Genomic DNA, 19,508 nt, shown 5'->3' with positions numbered 1-19,508 from the left:
GGGGGAAACGGTGCGTAAAAATTGGTTGCTCGCGGCGGTGGCGCTGGCGATGTCGGTATCGACGAGCGGATGCGCGGTGGTGTTGCTCGGCAACGCTTTTCCCGCAGGCAGTTCGTCGCCGCAGAGCCGGTACGGGTTCGAGATGTCGGAGGCAGACCGATATCTGGCCGATTCGGCAGAATTCGTGCGCAGTCTCGATCCTTGCGGCTTTCTCACCCAGAACGATCTCGCCGCCCTCGGCACAGTGGTGCAGCTGCGGCCCGACGGCGAATTGAGCACGTGCTCGGCCACCCTGAATCCCGCGGGATCGAGCGCCACCGACTCCATCTCCGTCGATCTGAACGGATATCTGCCGAGTTCCGACGACAAGGGCACCGAGCAGATCACGATCGGCGGCGAACAGGTGTATCGCGAGAACGCGTCGCACGGGTCGTGCCGCATCAGCTTCCCGCTCCGCGACGAGTTCGACGGTGCCACCGCGGGGGCCATGGACGGTTACCTCACCGAATCGGGTCGTAGTTTCGCCGCGATCGAGGTGTCCCGCAGTGTGGGGGACGCGTGTACTACAGCGACATCCGTCACCGAGACCGCGCTCTCGCTGCTGGACGATCCACCACTGCGTGCCGATTCCAAGTACAACCTTCCGCTTGCCATGAAAGACCCGTGCGCGGTCCTGGAACACTTGCCCGCAACCTGGACGGTCGACCGCTGGAACCCTGCGTCCGATCCGGACCGTTGCCACTTCACGGCGTCCTCGGCAACATTTGCGGACAGCCTGGCGATGCTCGACGTCTCGCTCGGCTACGTCGACGGCGACATGCGTTCGACGGACCGCGAGCCCGTCCAGCAGGGCGGCTACACCGTCGAAACACGCGATTCCGATTCGTCGTGCTTCGCGGACATCGTGTTGGGCAACCCCGTGCTCGGCATGCCCGAGAAAGACGACATCGCCGCTCGCTATGCCCGCACGGTTCCCACATTGACCGTCCTGACCGACCACTGCGACTCCGCGGTCGCACTGGCGGTGGCAACTGCCGATGTACTGACTGGCTAGCCTTGGTCGGTGCGTTCGAGAACTGAAGGCGTGGATATCCGCCGGGTCGTACTGGCGATCTGCTTGATCCTCGCCGGACTGCTGTACTCCGCGTGGGTGGCCGAGTTCTTTCTCGATACCGGCCTGGACCCGACCACCTCGTTCCTCAGCGAACTCGACGCCCGCGATCAGCCGTACCGCGAGTTCTTCTCCACCGCAGACGTCGTCACGGGTTCACTGATGGTCTTCGCCGCGATTCTCGGCTTCCTCGCAACCCCGCGTCGACGGCTCGTCGTCACCGGATGGGTCGCGTCGGGCATCTTCGGTATCGCCACCATCGCCGACGCAAAACTTCCCCTCGAGTGTGTCGCTGCCGACGATCCGAGTTGCCCGATCGAACCCAGCGGGCTCTTCCCGCAACTCCATCATCTTCACGCACTCACCAGCACCATCGCGGTGTTCGCGATCTTCACCGTCATGGTTGCGTTCACGCTGGCCGCGTTCCGCTACCGGCTGTACCCGCTCCTTCGGACGCTGGGCCTTGCCGTCCTGATCCTCACGACGCTGGCCACCGCGTGGCTGTTGATCGCCGACAATCTGCCCGGTCAGTACGGTCTCGGCATCGCGCAACGGATTCAAGTGGGCGGCATGTCGGCGTATCTGGTGGTGCTGGGATGTGCGCTTAGACTCGGCGCATGTCCTTCACCGCGACCGAACTGAACGGATCCAAGGTAGAGCAGTACCAGCAGCTCACCGAGCAGGCCCGCGGCCTGGTATACGAAGAGTCGAATCTGATCGCGAACGCCGCCAATCTCTCTGCGTTGGTCTATCACGCTCTGCCCGAGGTCAATTGGGTCGGCTTCTACCTGTACGACGGCACCGAACTGGTGGTCGGGCCGTTTCAGGGTCAGCCTGCCTGCGTGCGCATCGCCCTGAGCAAGGGTGTCTGCGGAGCGGCCGCGACCACCCGTGAGACGCAGCGCGTCGCTGACGTCCATGCCTTCCCGGGCCACATCGCGTGCGATGCCAACACTCGCTCCGAGGTCGTCGTACCGCTGTACCAGGGTGAGACGCTGATCGGTGTGTTCGATCTGGACAGCCCTGTCCCCGACCGCTTCGACGCCGACGATCAGGCCGGCCTCGAAGCGATCGCGGCGGTTTTTCTCAACTCTCTGAGGTAGAACCAGCTGCCGCCTCGAAGAACCAGGCCATGACCAGCGCACCGGGGTCGACGACGCCGCGCGCGGCCTCACCGACGTAGCTGGCACGGCCGCGGTTTGCGGTGATGTCCTTCGTCGATTCGGCTCCGGTTCTCGCCGCGTCGGCAGCGTCCTGCAAGGTTCCGCCGTCCTTCTCGAGCGCGTCGACGGCCGGGGCGATGGCGTCGACCATCGTCTTGTCGCCCACCCGTGCGCCACCGAGTTCGGTGATGCTGTCCAGCCCGGCACGGGCGGCCTGCCCGATAGCCGCGAGATCCGGCTCGGATTCCAGCATCGTCCGGTAGAACTGGCGGAACCAGATGCCGAACAGCGCGCCGGACGTACCGCCCGCGTGGCCGAGGTAGGCCTCGCTCACTGCCTCGAATACCGTTGCTGCCGAGTAGTTTTCCTTGACGGCGTCCAGATCGAGCTGTTCGAGGGCCGCCACCATGTTGGTCCCGAAATCACCGTCGCCTGCCTTACGGTCCAGCTCGGTCAAGGCAGGTTCCTCGTCGAGTACCCGCTGCGCCCACGTCCCGATCCATGTCGAGGCGAACGCCGAAACCTCTCCGGAGTCCGAGGGCTCGAAGGAGGGCCCGAAGCCTCCGCGTTCGCCCACCGGCTTCGCACCACGGCTCTGGGCGTTGGGCCAACCGGGCGCGTCGGTCGGCGCGTCCCAGAGTTCGAGCATCTCGTCGTCGGCGCGCACGAGGGTGATCGAGGCTCCGCCCATGTTGAGCGCGGTGACGAAGCTGCCGACGAGCGAGCGGGCTATCTCGATACCTTTGCCGTGCAGGTACTCCGAGAGTTCACCGAACAGCAGGTGCAGCTCCAGCGGGTGTGTTGCCCCGAGCCCGTTGACCACCGCGATCACCGATTCGCCCGACTTCAATCCGAGCGAATCCACGATGGGCTCGGTCAGCTTCTGAACGATTTCCTGAGCGGGCAGCTGGGATACGCGGTCGGTGCCGCGTTCTCCGTGGATACCGATGCCGAGTTCGATCTCTTCCTTGGGCAATTCGAAGGACGGTTCGTCTGCTCCCGGCAAGGTGGGCGGGTTCAGTGCAACCGCCATGCTGCGTGCGTTCTCCGCGGTTCGACGCCCCAGCGCGACCACCGCCTGCAGACTGTCGCCGCGCTCCGCTGCTGCGCCGCACACCTTTTCGACGACGATGGTTGCAGCGGTGCCGCGTCGACCTGGACCGTCCTCGCTCTCACTGGCCACGTCGTCGTCGACGAGAACGACATCGGCCGCAATACCGTCTTCCTGCAACAGCTCTCGGGCGATCTTGAAGTTCATCACGTCGCCGGTGTAGTTCTTCACGATGTGCAGCACTCCGCCGCCGGAGTCAACGGCCTTCGATGCCTCGTGTACCTGGAGCGCGTTGGGTGAGGTGAAGATCAGGCCCGGGCACGCGCCGGTGAGCATGCCGCGTCCGATGAAGCCGGCGTGCAGCGGCTCGTGGCCCGATCCCCCACCGGACAGCAGGGCGACCTGACCGTCGGAGATGCGGTAGCGGCGGGTCAGAAATCCGGGATCGGCATGCCACGTGACGTCGTCGGTGGCGGCGACGAAACCGCGGAGGGCGTCGGCGACGAATGTTCGAGGGGAATTGGAGAACATGGCTCCACCCTAACCACCTGCGCCGCGTCCCTTCATCGGTTCTGCAGGACCGATACAGTCGGGGCATGAGTACCGAGACCTGGACGCTCGACGCATCGCACGGCGGACAGTTGGCTGTCCGGACGGATGTCACCGGAAAGGCATCCAAGATGGGGCATCGCCTCACGATTGCGGTGACCTCCTGGACCGCCACCGTCGAGTGGTCCGGGGACGCACCCACCGCGGTCACCCTGGACGCCGAGGTGGGATCGATCGATGTGATCCACGGCGAGGGTGGACTGACGCCCTTGATCGGACCGGAGAAGACAGTAGCGAAAGCCAACGCGCTCAAGAGCTTCGACGCCGGCCGATACCCGTCGATCACATTCCGATCGACCGACATCACCGCCGTCGACGCCGGATTTCGGCTGACCGGCACGGCGGAGATCCACGGCGTTTCGAGGGAGGTCACCGTGGATGTGAACGTCACCGACCTCGGAAATCGGTGGCATCTCGTTTCGGAAACTGCTGTGCGTCAATCGGATTACAAGATCACCCCGTATTCGCAGATGTTCGGAGCCATGAAGGTGGTCGACGAGGTCACCGTGACGTTCGACGCCGAGTATCGCAAGCCCTGAGTCTTTCCAATTCGCCTGTCATGGTGGACACTACGGCGATGAGTCGAAATCGATGGATGTTCGGATCGTGCTTATCGGCCCTGACGCTGGCCGTAGCGTTGACCGCGGGCTGCAGCAGTCCAGCGACCTCGTCTGCCGATGGACCTCCGGGAGTGAATGTCAACGGCGTGGGAGAAGTGCAAGGTGCGCCGGACATGTTGACGACCCAGATCGGCGTTCAGGCCACGGCCGAGGACGTCACCGCCGCCATCGAACAGGCGAATGCGGCCGTGAGTGACGTCACGGACGCGGTTGTCGCGGCCGGTGTCGCTCGCGAGGACATCCAGACTCAGCAGGTGTCGATCGATCCGCAGTACTCCGGCGCACTGCCGGGCGGCACCTCGGCGATTTCCGGATATCAGGCCACCAACACCCTGCAGGTGACGGTGCGCGACCTGTCGAAGGCGTCCGCAGTGCTGGGCGACGCCACCTCGGCCGGCGGAAACGCGACCCGCATCTCCGGAGTCTCCTTCAAGATCGACGACAATTCCGAGCTGATCGCCGATGCCCGGTCCAGGGCGTTCGCCGACGCCCGCGATCGCGCCGAGCAGTACGCGTCGCTCGCAGGCGGAGAACTCGGGGACGTTCTGTCGATCACGGAGTCGATCACCGGCCAGGAGCAGCCGCGGGCGTTCGGCGAGTCCGCCACTTCGTTCGACACGGCAGTGCCCATCGAGCCGGGACAACAGACCGTCAGCGTGTCCGTGTCGGTGAAGTGGGCGTTGAACTAGATCCCGGCGGGCGGTGGCAAGCGGTAGTTCACCGGAGTGGCCGAGAAATCCAGAGGATTGCGGACGCCCTCGGCCGCTGCTCCCGGAACCTGGACGCGCGGTTCGAGCCCGAGCGACTCCGCGAAGGCGAAGGCCTCGTCGATCGAATTGACCGGCCCCGCGGGGACGTTGCGGGCCATCAGTTCTCGGTACCATTCGTCGGCCGTACGTGATCGCAAAGCCGAGTTGAGGATGTCGACCAACTGATCTCGATGTTCGACGCGTAGAGAGTTGGACGAGAACCGCTCGTCCAGAGCCAATTTCGGGATTCCCAGCACGTCGGTCAGCGCGGAGAATTGTCGGTCGTTGCCCACGGCCAATGCCAACGGACGATCGGCAGTCTCGAACACCTCGTACGGCACGAGCGACGGGTGCTTGTTGCCCATCGGGACCGGCACGACGCCTGCCCCCAGGTAGGCCGACGACTGATTGCTCAACGCGGACAGCACCGATGCCATCAGTGAGGTGTGTACCTGTTGGCCTGCACCGGTGTTCGACCGATGATGCAGTGCCGCAAGGATTCCGCTGAGCGCGTGCAGTCCGGTGACGATGTCGACCATCGCCACTCCCACTTTGGTGGGCGTCGAGGAATCGGGGCCGGTGACGCTCATCAGACCGCCGACCGCCTGGACCACCAGGTCGTATCCCGGAAGTGCGGAGCCTCCGCCAGTGCCGAAGCCGGTGATCGAGCAGTAGATCAGACCGGGATTCGTCCGAGCCAGATCCGAGTAGCCCAGTCCGAGCCGGTCCATCGCACCGGCTCGGAAGTTCTCGATCAGAATGTCTGCGCCCGAAACGATCTCCTGCGCCTCGGCTACGCCGCCCTCGGATTGCAGGTCGATGAACCTCGACGTCTTGTTGCGATTGACCGAATTGAAATACGTTGCCGTACCGGCAGAGTCGTACGGTGGTCCCCACGATCGGGTGTCGTCACCGATCCCGGGCCTTTCGATCTTGATGACCTCGGCCCCCATGTCGCCGAGCATCATCGTCGCGTACGGGCCTGCGAGTACGCGAGAGAAATCCGCGACGACAAGCCCTGCGAGTGGACCGGTGGCATGCGTCATGGGTCCACTGTATGACCCTCCGCCTACGCGACCGCGAACGACCGCTTCGCCAAGCCGAATTGAAAGCCGGTGATGGCTGTGGTCACCGGAGCTTCCGGGTTCTCGGCGGCACCGAGCGTGACGAACAAAGGCGTGAAATGTTCGACGGTGGGGTGGGCATACGGCATACCCGGTGCGGCGCTGCGGAAGTCCGCCAACGTTGCGACGTCACCGCGTGACAACGCGTCGGCCGCCCAGAGATCGAAGTCCTCCGACCACGTCGGCACGGTGTTGGTGACGAAGTTCTCGCGCGAGAGGAACGGCAGTCCGTGCGTCATGAATCCGGAACCGATGACCAGCACACCCTCCGCGCGCAATTCTTTGAGCGCTGCGCCGATGGCCATCAGCCGGTCGGGAGCATGCGTCGGCAAGCTCAACTGGAGAACGGGGACGTCGGCGTACGGGTACATCACCTTCAGGGGAACCCAGGCACCGTGGTCGAGTCCGCGAGAGGTGTGTCGGTGCAGATTTTCCGACGGCGGGATTGCCGCGGCAACGCGAGCGGCCAAGGCCTCGGCGTCGGGTGTGCGGTATTCCATCGAGAAGTAGCGCTGGGCGAATCCGCCGAAGTCGTAGACCAGCGGGGTCGCAGCCGCCGATGCGGACAGGCTCAGCGGGGCCTCCTCCCAGTGCGCGCTGACGATGAGGATCGCCTTCGGCTTGGGCATCGACTGCGACCACGTGAAGAGTTCGTTCATCCAGAGGGCGTCGTCGAAGACCGGGGGTGCGCCGTGGCTGATGTACAGGGCGGGCATCGGACCATCGCTCGGAGTCCACAGTTCCTGTGACCGGCTCGCGGGTGCGGTATCGGCGAGAAATGCGTCGAACGCTGCTCCCGCGACGGGCGGGTTGATCACAGATGTCATGGCGGGTCCTTCGAGTGTTTAACTTGAAGCTTCAAGTTACCACTCGAATCGATTCATGACAACGCCACCTCGCGGGTAGACCTCGATCGCCGGTGACCTCAGCGTCCACTATTCGTGCCTGGAAGCCTTTTCCCGTTTGTGGGAGCGAATTGTGGACACTCACGTCAGTGCTGTGAGGCGTCGACGCACCGTATCGATGATGCGGTCCACCACGTCCGCGAGGTTGCTACCGCTACACCCAGCGTCCACGCCGAAGGCATGGCTACTCCACGACGACGCGACCACCGCCGGGCAGGTTGGGAGTGTCGGTGGTGATTGTCAGATCGACGCGACCGGCTCCGGTGTCGAGAGTGAGCGGCTCGGTCGATATTCCACCCGCCGAACCGGATCGACCGTTGTCGATGTTCGTCCACACCACGGTCACCGGAACCGGCACCATACTTGCCGCGGACGAGCCCATGTCTCCCGCGCCAGAAATGTTGCTCACGGTCGTCACCGTGACTTTCCCCGCCTCCGCACCCGTCGTTGCCGTGGCCTCGACCGGTCCCGACCCGAAGCTGATGCCGTGTTGGAAGAACACGAATGTCTGCACTGGGCGTAATTCGGTCGTGGTCGCGGCCGCAGCGATTCCTGCCGTCCCCAGAGTCAAGGCTCCCGCTGCCAACGGTGCCGCCACGAGGCGAGTGACTACTTTTCTCGAAAACACGATGCTCCCCATTTCGTTGAATTCGTCCGACGTCCGAGATCATCGTGCAACAGACCGAATGGTATGTAAACCCCTCGGGTCCTAAGCTCGAGTGCATGCCGAATGCCGTCTATCGCGCACCGATGCCGGACGGCGTCGAGCGCGCCCTCACCTACGGACTGTGTGGAATGGCGGCCGACGACGAACGCTCGCTACGACGCGTCGAGCGCTTCGAGCAGGTTCCGGACGGATCTTTCGTCTGGACGCGCACCGAGCGTGGCGAGTTCTTTCTCGGGCGGACTTCCGGTCCTCTACGTGAGGATCGCAGCGCCGACGCGGTGGCGTCGAACATGATCTTCGTGCGGGACTGCGAGTGGACGAGCGAACCCGTTCCCGAGCGCGAGGTTCCCGCGGCGACACTGCAGACTTTCGCGCGCGGTGGCCGCAATTTTCAGCAGACTCACGACCCGCGGGTCGGTGCGGAGTCGGCTAGCGTGTGGCGAGCGCGAGGTCGTTGACCTGGGGATCCACCTGCACGACGGAGTAGCCCTGAATCTCGAACTTGTTCTCGCCCTCGGGCGGTCCGAGGACGGCACGGACGATCAGCGTTGCGGCGGCAGCGACGAGTGCGATCACGATGACCACTGCTGCCACGATCAGCAGGGTCCGTGGGCCACCGAACAGGTTCTTCGAGCTCATGGGTCCATCATGGCCCCTGCGGGATGAGACACGAATCGCGCGTGCGGAAGTAATAAAGGTGTTGATCAGATGAGTTCATGGCTACAGTGAATCTGTGACCGATTCACCCGAGCCCGATTTCTGGTCGTTCATCGAGACCGCCAACACCACGCTGGCCCGGGACTACGGGTTCGAGCATCAGCTGGCCACCGAGGTACTACTGACCCTGAACCGGGCATCGAACATCGTCACCTACGACCTCGAAGCGACGGTTCATCGCCCGCGAGGCTGGTCGTGGTCGTCGTTCCGGCTGATGTTCGTCACGTGGTTGTCGGGCCCGATCGAGCCCAAGCGGGCGGCCGAGCTGACGGGTATGAGCCGCGCGGCCGTATCCAACCTGTCCAAGCCCCTCATCGCCGGCGGACTGCTCGCCAGTACTCCCGACGAGAAGGACGGGCGTTCGGTGCGCCTCGCCCTCACCGCCCAGGGGCACGACGAGATGGTCGAGGCGTTCGCCGAACAGAACGAACGGGAGAACGCGTGGGCCAGCGCGCTCACCGAACCCGAGCAGCGGATCCTGGTGATGCTGTTGACCAAACTCATCACCCACCGCAGCCAATTCGACGTCCGGGGACGCAACTGAGGGTTGCGTAGATCACGTTAAAATAGTTAATGTGTTTACTACAAGCGGTGAACACAACACAGGAGCGATGACGTGGCCTACTACCGGCAGCTCGGATCGGTACCGCCGAAGCGGCACACCCAGCACCGAACTCCCGACGGCAACCTCTATTTCGAGGAGCTGATGGGCGAGGAGGGCTTCTCCTCGGACTCGTCTCTGCTCTATCACCGCCACATTCCGTCGGCCATCGTCGACGCCACGGTCTGGGATCTGCCCGACCAGACAACGACCCCGAATCACCCACTGATGCCGCGGCACTTGAAGTTGCACGAGCTGTTTCCGGAATCCGTCGTCGCCGACACCGACGTCGTCACCGGTCGCCGGCTCGTCCTCGGCAACGCCGACGTCCGACTCTCCTACGTCGTCGCATCGAAAATCTCACCGCTGTATCGCAATTCGATCGGCGACGAGATGGTCTACATCGAATCCGGTTCAGCCACCGTCGAAACCGTGTTCGGAACCCTCGAGGCGCGGCAAGGCGACTACGTGCTCATTCCGCGTGCCACGACGCACCGCTGGATTCCCGACGGCACCCTGCGCGCCTACGCCATCGAGGCCAACAGTCACATTGCACCGCCCAAGCGCTTTCTGTCGAAGTTCGGCCAGCTGCTCGAGAACGCCCCCTACTGCGAACGCGATCTGCGCGGCCCCACCGAGCCCCTACTGGCAGACGGAAGCGACGTCGAAGTGCTTGTCAAACATCGTGGTTCGACGGGCATCGTCGGAACCCGATACGTCTACCCCAACCACCCGTTCGACGTGGTGGGATGGGACGGTTGCCTCTATCCGTACACGTTCAACATCTCGGACTACGAACCGATCACCGGCCGGGTGCATCAACCACCGCCTGCGCATCAGGCATTCGAGGGGGCCAATTTCGTGATCTGCAATTTCGTGCCGCGCAAGGTCGATTACCACCCGTTGGCAATTCCGGTGCCGTACTACCACTCCAACGTCGACTCCGACGAGATCATGTTCTACGTCGGCGGCGACTACGAAGCCCGCAAGGGCTCGGGCATCGGGCAAGGCTCGATCTCGGTACATCCGGGCGGTCACGCTCATGGGCCGCAACCCGGTGCCTACGAACGTAGTATCGGTGCCGAGTTCTTCGACGAACTGGCCGTCATGGTCGATACGTTCCGCCCCCTCGAACTCGGCGAGGGTGCGCTCGCGTGCGAGGACACCGGCTATGCGTGGACGTGGGCAGGCCGGGGGCCGAACCGATGATCCCTCCGTTCTTCCGTCGCCTGTGCGACGACGCCGCCGCTTTCCCTCCCGGCAATGCGCCGCTCGATGTTGCTGTGGCACAACATCTCGAGCACCGGGCCAGTGCGTTCGCAGACCTCGTCGGCCCGTTGGTCGTTCCGATGGACCGTGTGGGCGAGCTGGATCTGGGTGCTCGGATGGAGGTGGCGTTGACCGCACCTGCCGGGCCGGGCAGTGTGGAGGCAGGCCTACGCGCCGCCGACCGCACGGCGGGCGTGACGGTCGTGTCCATCGAAGTCGCAGTCCCCCAGGGCACCGACATCGATGTGCTCCGCAACATCACTCAGGACATCGACATCTATGTCGAGATTCCCCGGGACTCCCGAAAAGACGACATCTTCGACGCCGTCGACGAGTTCGGGTATCGCGCCAAGTTCCGGACCGGTGGCGTCACGGCCGACCAGTACCCAGACGAACACGAGCTCGCCGCGTCGATCTACCAGGCGGCACAGCGAGAGATTCATTTCAAGGCCACCGCCGGTCTGCATCACGCGGCGCGTAACACCGATCCCCACAACGGTTTCGAGCAGCACGGCTTCCTCAACGTGATTCTTGCGGCCGAAGCAGCGCACAGCGGCGCTCGCGTCGGCGAGCTCGAGAAGATCCTGGCGATCCGAGACGCAGACGTCCTCGCCGGGCTCGTCGCCGGGATCGAGGGCCAACGCGCCTTTGCCTCCTTCGGCACCTGCAACATTCGTGAACCCCTGGACGATCTCGTCCGACTCGGACTCGTCCCACCTCTGTGACCTAGGAGCGCCGCTCATGACGCACATCGACATTACCGCCGATTCCGAGTTCGGAATCGACAACCTCCCCTACGGCATTTTCAGCACTCCGGGCACGGATTCCCGTGTCGGAGTCCGCTACGGCGACAACGTGATCGATCTATCCGCAGCTCTGGGTGATCCAGATTTTTCTTCGGCAAGCCTGAACGCGTTCATGGCTCGCGGACGCGGTCGGTGGGCGGAGGTCCGCTCGTCGGTCACCGACATGCTCACCGGTGGCACGACCCCCGCGGAAGCAATCGTGCCCGTTTCCGACGTGACGATGCACCTGCCGTTCGATGTGGCCGACTACGTGGACTTCTACGCCTCCGAGCATCACGCAGCCAACCTCGGCCGACTCTTTCGCCCCGACGCCGAACCGCTGCTACCGAATTGGAAGCACCTACCCGTTGCGTACCACGGTCGGGCCGGCACGGTCGTCGTCTCCGGCACCGACATCACCAGGCCTCGCGGCCAACGCAAGGCACCCGACGAGGCGTCGCCCACCTTCGGTCCGAGTAGGCGACTGGACATCGAGGCAGAGATGGGCTTCGTCGTCGGCGTTCCGTCCGACGGGCCGATATCGCCGGATCGGTTCTCGGACCACGTGTTCGGAGCCGTCATCGTCAACGACTGGTCGGCGCGCGACATCCAGGCCTGGGAGTACGTGCCACTCGGGCCGAATCTCGGCAAGAGTTTCGCGACGTCCATCTCGCCGTGGGTGGTGCCCCTGCTCGCGTTGGAGCAGGCGCGAACCTCGACGCCGGTTCAGGACCCGGAGCCGCTCGAGTACCTCCGCGAATCTCGTTCCTGGGCTCTCGATATCGACCTGACCGTCGTGTGGAACGGGCATGTCGTCTCGCACCCGCCCTACAGTGCAATGTACTGGTCGCCGGCTCAGATGCTCGCGCACGAGACCGTCAACGGTGCGACATCCCGAACCGGTGATCTGTTCGCCTCGGGCACCATCTCGGGACCCGAGAAGAATCAGCGCGGCGCGTTCATCGAATTGACCTGGGGTGGAGCAGAACCCGTGACCCTCGGATCGGAGAACCGAACCTTCCTTGAGGACGGCGACGAAATTGTCATCGCCGGGAGTGCCCCAGGACCCAACGGATCTCGCATCGGATTCGGTGATGTTCGGGGTCGTATCAAGCCCGCCTGAGCGACAGCTACCAGTCCGAGCGCACGACGAGGGACTGCTCGATTTCGAGTGCTGCGTCGCGCACGGCCTGCCCCCACAATACGCCGGCCGACGTCGACACCCTCTCGATCGGTCCCGCGACGCAGACGGCGGCCACGATGCGCTGGTCTCGGCGAACCGGGGCGCTCACCGAGGTCAGTCCCGGTGTTCGCTCGGATACAGATTCCCACCAGCCGAGTGCGCGGCTCTCGGAGTCGGCGTCGAGATCGCCGGCCAACACGTGACCGGCCGACCCGGCTCCGAGCGGAAGTAGCGCCCCTACAGGCAACGATGCGCGGAGTTCGTGCTGGGAATCCTCGGAGACGAGGCACAACCGATGCGATCCCCGCAGTACCCACAGCTGGGCGGACTCTCCGGTCTCTTGCCGCAGGCGCCTGAGAATCGGTACCGCAAGTCCGCTGAGGGTGGAGGTGCCGAAGCGATCACCGGGATGAAGAAGACCGTCGTTGTCCCGGCGGAGCATCGAGTACCGCACCATCTCGCCGACCAGTCGATAGACCGTCGATGCAGACAGGCCCAGTATCTTGGCGAGGTCACCGGTGGTTCGCGGACATGCCTCGACGGCATTGAGAATCGCCGCGGCCCGGGCCAGCACCCCGGTAGTGGTGTCGGCGCTACCGTCCGTCACTGCTGTCGACCTCCGTTTTCGATTCCCGTACAGCATCGGCTACATGGCCGACACTGCCTACGCAGCATAGGTGTCGGGCGGGTCGACGACGCTGTCAGCAGGGCCGAGCGCCACGATGGACGCCGGCCAGGTCGCGGTAGGTGAGCGCGTTGGCTGTGCAGTTCTCGACCTCCTCGGCGGTCAATTCCCGCCGAACCTTGGCAGGGACACCGGCGACCAATGATCTCGGTGGGATCTGCGCACCTTCCGTCACCAGTGCACCTGCGGCAACGAGGCAGTCCTCCCCCACCACTGCTCCGTTCATGATGACGGCAGCCATGCCGACCAAGGTTCCGTCGCCGACGGTGCAACCGTGCAAGACGGCATTGTGTCCCACACTCACGTTGCGTCCGATCGTAAGCGGGAAGCCCGGATCCACATGTGCAACAACACCATCCTGAATGTTGGACCCACCGCCGATCGTGATCTCCTCCGAGTCGGCCCGTAGAACGGCTTGGTACCAGACACTGCTGTCCGGACCGAGATTCACTCGCCCGACGAGCGTCGCAGTGGGGGCGACCCACGCAGATGCGTCGACAGTAGGAGATCCGCACTCGAGCGCGAGCAGCATCGACCCTGGGTTCTTGTCGGTCATGAGTTCCTGTTTCCTTCCAGCGGCACGAATATCTGAGAAATCCACATCACAGTGGTTGTCATACGTGATCCAGCACACTATGGTCATTCCTATCAGAAGATAATGCCTTTATCAAATAATGATAATCAGGCCATCTTCACTCTGACTTACTACGTACTGCAGGGAGTGACCACCGGTGTCCATCACCACTGAGAACGGCCCTTTGCACGGAATCCGTGTGATCGAGCTGGGCAATTTCATCGCTGCACCCTTCGCGAGTCGCCTTTTCGCCGACTTCGGTGCCGACGTCATCAAGATCGAACGCCCCGGCGTCGGCGACGAACTCCGCGGCTGGCGTCGAAGCCGCGGCGACACCTCCATGATGTTTCGAACCATCGCTCGCAACAAACATTCGGTGACTCTCGATCTGCGTACCGACGAAGGCCGCGATCTCGCGCTGAAGTTGGTCGAGACCGCCGATGTCGTCGTGGAAAACTTCCGGCCCGGCACCCTCGAGCGGTGGGGCCTCGGACCCGACCGACTACAGGAAGCCAATCCCGACGTGGTCATGGTCCGTATCTCGGGCTACGGCCAAACCGGCCCGCATCGAGACCGGGCCGGATTCGGCGGGGTAGCAGAAGCATTCGGCGGATTGCGCCACGTCACCGGTCACGCGGATCGCGAGCCCGTTCGGCCCGCAGCACCCATCGGCGACGTACTGGCCGGATTGCACGGTGCCGTCGGCGCTCTCGTGATGCTCCTGGCTCGCGAACGAAGCGGAGATCATTCCCGGCCCAAGGTTGCCGACGTCGCACTCTACGAGGCGGTGTTCATGGCCATGGAATCGCTGGTCCCGGACTACGACGCATACGGCACGGTTCGCCAGCGCACAGCAGGCAATCTCCCCGGCGTGGTCCCCAGCGGCATCTATCCGTCCCAGGACGGCAGCGTCATGATCGCCGGAAACTCGAGCAGCGTGTTCGGACGGCTCATGACCGCGGTGGGCCGAGCAGACCTGGCCGCCGACCCGGAACTGGCGAACGGCGACAAACGATTTGCGCGCGAGGCCGAACTCGACGGAGCCATCTCCGACTGGACGTCGGTAAGGCCGACAGCTGTTGTCGTCGACGAACTCGGTGCCGCGGGCATTCCCGTCGGAGAAGTGTTCGACGCAGCTCAGATCGCCGACGACGAACACTTCGTTTCACGCGGGATGGTCCAACCTCTGAAAGTCTCTGTGGAACAGGGTAGTACCGAGGAAGTGCGCTTTCCCGGAGTGGTTCCACGCTTCGGCGACGAACCCACCGCCGTGAAGTGGGCCGGACCGGACCTGGGCGAGCACACGGACGATGTCCTCGGCCGCACGCTCGGGCTCACCGAGGAGCAGCTCGACGATCTCCGCGCCAGGAAGGTGATCTGACATGCCTCGCGTACACATCACCGACGTCTATCTCCGCGACGGATTGCAGGACGAGAAATGCATCGTCCCCACGGAGGACAAACTCGCCGTGCTCGACGCCACCCTCGCGTCGGGCATCACGACCGTCGAGATCGCCTCGTTCGTTTCTCCCACCCGAGTGCCGCAGATGGCCGACGCCGAAGAGGTCGTCTCGCGTGCACCGCGCCGATCCGATATCCGTTACACCGCATTGACATTGAACGGACGGGGAGTGCACCGGGCCGCCGAGACCGACATCGATGTCATCCAGGTCGTCACCTCCGCCAGTGAGGGCCACAGCCGCGCGAATGCCGGACGGTCGTCCGAGGACGCTCTGCAGGATTTGCACCGTGCAGTCGCGGCGCATCCGGATCGGACGTTCATCGGCGGAGTCAGTACCGCGTTCGTGTGCCCGTTCGACGGCATCATCACGCCCGCACGGCTCGTCGAGGTCTGCACGCGCATGGCCGACATCGGCGTATCGAGCCTCGGTCTCGCGGATACCCTCGGCATCGCGACCACGGATCAGGTACTGGCCGGGGCCGACGCCGTCCGAAAGGCGTTGCCGGAGTTGACGATCAGCCTGCATCTGCACAACGCCCACGACCAGGCCCTCGAAACAGCGGTTCGTGCAGTGCTCGACCTCGAGATCGAGCACTTCGACAGCGCGCTCGCCGGGTACGGCGGTTGCCCCTTCGCCCCGGGCGCGCACGGAAACCTGGCCACCGAGCAGCTCGTCGACAGGTTCCATCGCGCCGGAATCGACACCGGTATCGACACGGCTGCTCTGGCCGCCGCTGCCGATCTCGCTCGTTCAGTGGTCGATCGCGCTCTTCCTCTCCCCACTTCTGCTTCCGCTCTCTGATCAGGCGGGCTCCGGTCCGCGCATCGCCGCTTCCCCTGCGGCACAACCTCATCCTCCGTCCGAAAGGCCAGCCATGGTCTACGCAATCTCGATCATCGCCCTCATCGCAATCTTCACGGTCGCGACGATCACTCCCATCAACATGGGCCTACTGGCCTTCGCCGGCGCCTTCCTCATCGGTGGCGCGATATCCGGCATACCCATCGAAGACATCATCGACGCATTCCCAGGTAGCACCTTCATCATCGTCGGTGGCATCACCTTGTTGTTCGCCATCGCCAAAGCCAACGGAACCATCGACGTCGTCATCGATCGATCCCTCCGACTGGTGGGCGGACGGCGCTGGGCCATCCTGTGGATGATGTTCCTGCTGTCCGGCCTGCTGATGGCCCTCGGATCCGTGCTCGCCGTCGGCATGCTGGCACCGATCGCGATGCCGCTGGCCAAGCGCAACAACATCAATCCCTTCCTGATGGGCATGGTCGTCAGCCATGGCGCGCTCGCCTGCTGCTTCTCCCCGATCAACCTCTACGGTGCCTTCGTCAACGGCTTGATGGACTCCACCGGTGTGGGCTCACATCCGCTCGCACTGTTCCTCATCCCGTTCGTTCTCAACACGCTGATCGCACTGGTCCTCTTCCTCGTTCTCGGCCGCGACCTGATCAAAGACCGCACGCGTGCGTTCGATGTCCAGGATCTCCGCGACCAGGAGGGCGGGCTGCCGGTGCCGTCAGGACCGCGTCCGGGCAACACCGGGTTGCCCGAGGGCAGCGGTGGCGGCACCGCCGTGCAGGTCGAAGCCGATCCGATCGAAGCAGCCTCGGTCACAACGGTTCCCGATCAAGCCGTTCCCCTGACTCGAGTGCGCGTACTCACGCTTCTCGGTATTGCCGCCCTGGTTCTGCTGTCCGTGACTTTGGGCGTCGACATCGGCGTCAGCGCGATCTGCGTGTCGGTCGTGTTGTTGCTGCTGGCACCGAAGACTCATCCGAAGGTGGTCGACAACATCGCCTGGCCCGCCGTGGTTCTGGTCTGCGGTGTTCAGACGTACATGGCGGTCATGACCCAGAACGGTACGCTGGGATTCCTCGGCGACGCCGCCTCAGCCCTGGGATCACCACTGCTGACGGCACTCATCCTGTGCTACGCGGTGGCAATCATCTCGGCGTTCGGATCGTCGATCGGCACCATCGGTATCGCCCTCCCACTCGCTGCACCCATGCTCGCCGCCGGCGAGTTGGGAGCCATCGGATTCGTTGCTGCCATTGCCTTCTCGGCGACGGTGGTGGACGTGAGCCCGTTCTCCACCAACGGCGTGATGGTCCTGGCCGAGGCACGGGTGGACGACAAAGCCCGATTCCAGCGAAAGATGTTGGGTTACTGCGGACTCGTCGTTCTCCTCGCTCCGCCGACCGTATGGTTGCTGACGGTGGTCGGGCCTTCGATGACCTGATTCGACAGCCACTTCGGCCCCTGCCTCGACGCGGACGTGCTCAGTCGCGCGTTCGTCGATAGGCAGGGGCCTTCGGCGTTCTCTCGGGCTCGGCGGTGTTCAGCAACGGCATCGCTCGAAACTCGACCAGTTCCGAGAGCACGACCACACTGGTGGACCGTGCGATCGTACGAGACTGGTTGAGCACGATCAGAGTTCGCTGCAGATCGTCGTGCGAGGCGGCCGCGACCCGGCACAGTACGTCGCCAGCACCGGTCGTTGCGAATGCTTCCAACACCCCGGGTATTTGCTCCAGAACAGCGACGACGTCACCGAGAGCGCCCTGGGCGATCTCCAACGTCACGAACGCCTGAACGCCGTAACCTGCTGCAGCCAAGCCGATTCGAGGTTGATACCCCCTGATGACACCGGTGTCCTCCAGTCGCTGCAGACGGGCCGACACAGTCGCACGCGCAACGCCGAGCGTCCGCGACAGCTCGAGCACGCCGATCCTCGAATTGTCATGCAGCGCAGCGAGCATCGCCCGGTCCAACTCGTCCAATGTGGATTCCATCGCGCACCTCCAGTTTTCTGTACGAATTGTATAGCAAGCAGCGCATTCTCCTGGCCCATCTGTGCAGCTCATGTAGCAGAAGTTCGGTCGATTGACACCTTTCACCGGCAATGTTTGAGTCATCAGGACAGTTCGCTCAGCTCGAACCGAAGGCGGCCGATCCCCTCGTCGCCGCGCCCGAGCCATCACACCAACCAGGGAGCCTTCATGAGCCTCGACAGCATCCTCAACGACGACGAAAGATTGGCCGATCTCGATGCAGATCAGCTTCGACAGCTCGTCGGCCTGGTCGAGTACGACGACAAGAAAGATCCCTTTCCGGTCAGCGGCTGGGACGCCATCGTGTGGGTCGTCGGCAACGCGACGCAGACCGCGCACTTCTTCCAGTCCGCGTTCGGCATGGAGCTCGTTGCCTACTCCGGCCCGACAACGGGCAAACGTGACCACCACGCGTACGTGCTCAAGTCCGGCGCAGTGCGTTTCGTCATCAAGGGAGCCGTCGATCCGGACAGCGATCTGGTCGCCCACCACACCCGCCACGGTGACGGCGTCGTCGACATCGCGCTGGCCGTACCGGATGTGGATCGATGCATCGAACATGCGCGGGCCCAGGGCGCTCGAGTACTGCAAGAGCCGACCGACACCTCCGACGAGCACGGCACAGTCCGCACCGCGGCCATCGCGACCTACGGCGACACCCGGCACACGTTGGTGGACCGCTCCCGCTACACCGGCGCCTACCTACCCGGCTACGTACCGCGAACGTCGACGTTACAGCGACCGGAAGGCGCTCCCAAGCGCATCTTCCAGGCTCTCGATCACGTGGTCGGCAATGTCGAGCTCGGAAAGATGGACGAGTGGGTCGACTTCTACCACCGCGTCATGGGTTTCACGAACATGGCCGAATTCGTCGGGGCCGATATCGCCACCGATTACTCCGCGCTGATGAGCAAGGTCGTCTCCAACGGCAACCACCGCGTGAAGTTCCCACTGAACGAACCGGCCATCGCCAAGAAGCGCTCACAGATCGACGAGTACCTCGACTTCTACCGAGGCCCAGGAGCACAGCATCTGGCGCTCGCGACCAACGACATCCTGTCCTCGGTCGATGCCCTCCGCGCAGCGGGCGTCGAATTTCTCGCCACACCCGATTCGTACTACGAGGACCCGGAACTGCGGGCCCGTATCGGCAACGTTCGGGTTCCGATCGAAGAGCTGCAGAAGCGCGGCATTCTCGTCGACCGTGACGAGGACGGGTATCTCCTGCAGATCTTCACCAAGCCACTGGTCGATCGCCCGACGGTATTCTTCGAGCTGATCGAACGCCACGGCTCGCTCGGCTTCGGAATCGGTAACTTCAAGGCACTGTTCGAGGCCATCGAGCGGGAGCAGGACGCGCGCGGAAACTTCTGACTCGTGATCTGT

General features: G+C 63.9%; 22 protein-coding genes. 14 read left to right on the top strand and 8 right to left on the bottom strand.

Features of this window, described 5'->3' with window-relative positions; all coding sequences use genetic code 11:
• Positions 1-10: 10 nt before the first annotated feature.
• The 3 genes from AB0362_RS16920 to AB0362_RS16910 are packed head-to-tail and all read left to right on the top strand — an operon-like array spanning position 11 to position 2,214.
• Positions 11-1,054, top strand: coding sequence for a hypothetical protein (locus AB0362_RS16920; protein ID WP_366235964.1), 1,044 nt, complete (start codon positions 11-13; stop codon positions 1,052-1,054).
• Between the two features lie 9 nt (positions 1,055-1,063).
• A complete protein-coding gene (locus AB0362_RS16915) occupies positions 1,064-1,753 on the top strand; it encodes a DUF998 domain-containing protein (protein ID WP_366235963.1) in 690 nt (229 codons plus the stop codon).
• Positions 1,729-2,214: a GAF domain-containing protein gene (locus AB0362_RS16910; protein ID WP_366235961.1), complete on the top strand. Its 486-nt coding sequence runs from the start codon at positions 1,729-1,731 to the stop codon at positions 2,212-2,214. Before AB0362_RS16915 ends, AB0362_RS16910 begins: the two co-directional genes overlap by 25 nt.
• Here AB0362_RS16910 and AB0362_RS16905 read toward each other — a convergent pair.
• A complete protein-coding gene (locus AB0362_RS16905) occupies positions 2,198-3,856 on the bottom strand; it encodes a dihydroxyacetone kinase family protein (RefSeq protein WP_366235959.1) in 1,659 nt (552 codons plus the stop codon). The genes AB0362_RS16910 and AB0362_RS16905 overlap by 17 nt on opposite strands.
• A 65-nt stretch (positions 3,857-3,921) precedes the next feature.
• On the opposite strand from AB0362_RS16905, the gene AB0362_RS16900 reads away from it, so the two are divergent.
• The gene (locus AB0362_RS16900) at positions 3,922-4,473 is read left to right on the top strand and encodes a YceI family protein (protein ID WP_317810886.1); all 552 of its coding nucleotides are present in this window, start codon (positions 3,922-3,924) and stop codon (positions 4,471-4,473) included.
• A gap of 20 nt (positions 4,474-4,493) precedes the next feature.
• Positions 4,494-5,243: an SIMPL domain-containing protein gene (locus tag AB0362_RS16895; protein WP_366235957.1), complete on the top strand. Its 750-nt coding sequence runs from the start codon at positions 4,494-4,496 to the stop codon at positions 5,241-5,243.
• Here AB0362_RS16895 and AB0362_RS16890 read toward each other — a convergent pair.
• From AB0362_RS16890 to AB0362_RS16880, 3 genes are all read right to left on the bottom strand, one after another.
• Positions 5,240-6,349: a CoA transferase gene (locus tag AB0362_RS16890; RefSeq protein WP_366235955.1), complete on the bottom strand. Its 1,110-nt coding sequence runs from the start codon at positions 6,347-6,349 to the stop codon at positions 5,240-5,242. The genes AB0362_RS16895 and AB0362_RS16890 overlap by 4 nt on opposite strands.
• A gap of 23 nt (positions 6,350-6,372) precedes the next feature.
• Positions 6,373-7,254 (bottom strand): class III extradiol ring-cleavage dioxygenase, encoded by an 882-nt coding sequence (locus tag AB0362_RS16885; protein WP_366235953.1) that lies wholly within the window; start codon positions 7,252-7,254, stop codon positions 6,373-6,375.
• Between the two features lie 262 nt (positions 7,255-7,516).
• Entirely contained in the window at positions 7,517-7,930 is a 414-nt protein-coding gene (locus tag AB0362_RS16880) for a hypothetical protein (RefSeq protein ID WP_317549013.1), read from the bottom strand.
• Positions 7,931-8,055: 125 nt separating this feature from the next.
• Here AB0362_RS16880 and AB0362_RS16875 point away from each other — a divergent pair, with 125 nt between their 5' ends.
• On the top strand, positions 8,056-8,457 hold the full coding sequence (locus AB0362_RS16875; RefSeq protein WP_366235951.1) for a GAF domain-containing protein: 402 nt from the start codon (positions 8,056-8,058) through the stop codon (positions 8,455-8,457).
• Here the strand turns inward: AB0362_RS16875 and AB0362_RS16870 are convergent.
• Entirely contained in the window at positions 8,429-8,638 is a 210-nt protein-coding gene (locus tag AB0362_RS16870; RefSeq protein ID WP_094634107.1) for a hypothetical protein, read from the bottom strand. The genes AB0362_RS16875 and AB0362_RS16870 overlap by 29 nt on opposite strands.
• A 94-nt stretch (positions 8,639-8,732) precedes the next feature.
• Between AB0362_RS16870 and AB0362_RS16865 the strand changes: the two genes are divergently transcribed.
• The 4 genes from AB0362_RS16865 (at position 8,733) to fahA (ending at position 12,494) form a co-directional block, all read left to right on the top strand.
• A complete protein-coding gene (locus AB0362_RS16865) occupies positions 8,733-9,260 on the top strand; it encodes a MarR family winged helix-turn-helix transcriptional regulator (protein ID WP_366235949.1) in 528 nt (175 codons plus the stop codon).
• Positions 9,261-9,332: 72 nt separating this feature from the next.
• Positions 9,333-10,526, top strand: a complete 1,194-nt coding sequence (locus tag AB0362_RS16860) for a homogentisate 1,2-dioxygenase domain-containing protein (RefSeq protein ID WP_149407200.1) — start codon at positions 9,333-9,335, stop codon at positions 10,524-10,526.
• Positions 10,493-11,311 (top strand): hypothetical protein, encoded by an 819-nt coding sequence (locus tag AB0362_RS16855; protein WP_366235948.1) that lies wholly within the window; start codon positions 10,493-10,495, stop codon positions 11,309-11,311. The genes AB0362_RS16860 and AB0362_RS16855 overlap by 34 nt, the downstream gene beginning before the upstream one ends.
• 16 nt (positions 11,312-11,327) lie before the next feature.
• Positions 11,328-12,494 carry a fumarylacetoacetase gene (gene fahA / locus AB0362_RS16850; protein ID WP_366235946.1) on the top strand — a complete coding sequence of 389 codons (1,167 nt, stop codon included), beginning with the start codon at positions 11,328-11,330 and terminating at the stop codon, positions 12,492-12,494.
• Positions 12,495-12,501: 7 nt separating this feature from the next.
• Here fahA and AB0362_RS16845 read toward each other — a convergent pair whose 3' ends face one another.
• Together AB0362_RS16845 and AB0362_RS16840 are read right to left on the bottom strand one after the other, a co-directional pair.
• Positions 12,502-13,161, bottom strand: a complete 660-nt coding sequence (locus AB0362_RS16845) for a helix-turn-helix domain-containing protein (protein WP_366235945.1) — start codon at positions 13,159-13,161, stop codon at positions 12,502-12,504.
• A gap of 94 nt (positions 13,162-13,255) precedes the next feature.
• Entirely contained in the window at positions 13,256-13,795 is a 540-nt protein-coding gene (locus AB0362_RS16840; RefSeq protein WP_366235943.1) for a gamma carbonic anhydrase family protein, read from the bottom strand.
• 175 nt (positions 13,796-13,970) lie between these two features.
• Here AB0362_RS16840 and AB0362_RS16835 point away from each other — a divergent pair, with 175 nt between their 5' ends.
• The 3 genes from AB0362_RS16835 (at position 13,971) to AB0362_RS16825 (ending at position 17,530) form a co-directional block, all read left to right on the top strand.
• On the top strand, positions 13,971-15,194 hold the full coding sequence (locus AB0362_RS16835; RefSeq protein WP_366235942.1) for a CoA transferase: 1,224 nt from the start codon (positions 13,971-13,973) through the stop codon (positions 15,192-15,194).
• A 1-nt stretch (position 15,195) separates the two neighbouring features.
• The gene (locus tag AB0362_RS16830) at positions 15,196-16,077 is read left to right on the top strand and encodes a hydroxymethylglutaryl-CoA lyase (protein WP_366235941.1); all 882 of its coding nucleotides are present in this window, start codon (positions 15,196-15,198) and stop codon (positions 16,075-16,077) included.
• Positions 16,078-16,150: 73 nt separating this feature from the next.
• A complete protein-coding gene (locus AB0362_RS16825; protein WP_094668638.1) occupies positions 16,151-17,530 on the top strand; it encodes an SLC13 family permease in 1,380 nt (459 codons plus the stop codon).
• 40 nt (positions 17,531-17,570) lie between these two features.
• Here the strand turns inward: AB0362_RS16825 and AB0362_RS16820 are convergent, their stop codons facing one another.
• On the bottom strand, positions 17,571-18,083 hold the full coding sequence (locus tag AB0362_RS16820) for an Lrp/AsnC family transcriptional regulator (RefSeq protein WP_094687568.1): 513 nt from the start codon (positions 18,081-18,083) through the stop codon (positions 17,571-17,573).
• A gap of 207 nt (positions 18,084-18,290) precedes the next feature.
• Here AB0362_RS16820 and hppD point away from each other — a divergent pair, with 207 nt between their 5' ends.
• Complete coding sequence (hppD, locus tag AB0362_RS16815; RefSeq protein WP_366235940.1) at positions 18,291-19,496, top strand: 4-hydroxyphenylpyruvate dioxygenase; 1,206 nt, start codon at positions 18,291-18,293, stop codon at positions 19,494-19,496.
• The last annotated feature ends 12 nt before the right edge of the window (positions 19,497-19,508 follow it).

The organism is Rhodococcus sp. NPDC079359 (genome assembly GCF_040702585.1).
Taxonomy (GTDB): Bacteria; Actinomycetota; Actinomycetes; order Mycobacteriales; family Mycobacteriaceae; genus Rhodococcoides.
This window is presented reverse-complemented; position numbering and strand designations above follow the sequence as displayed.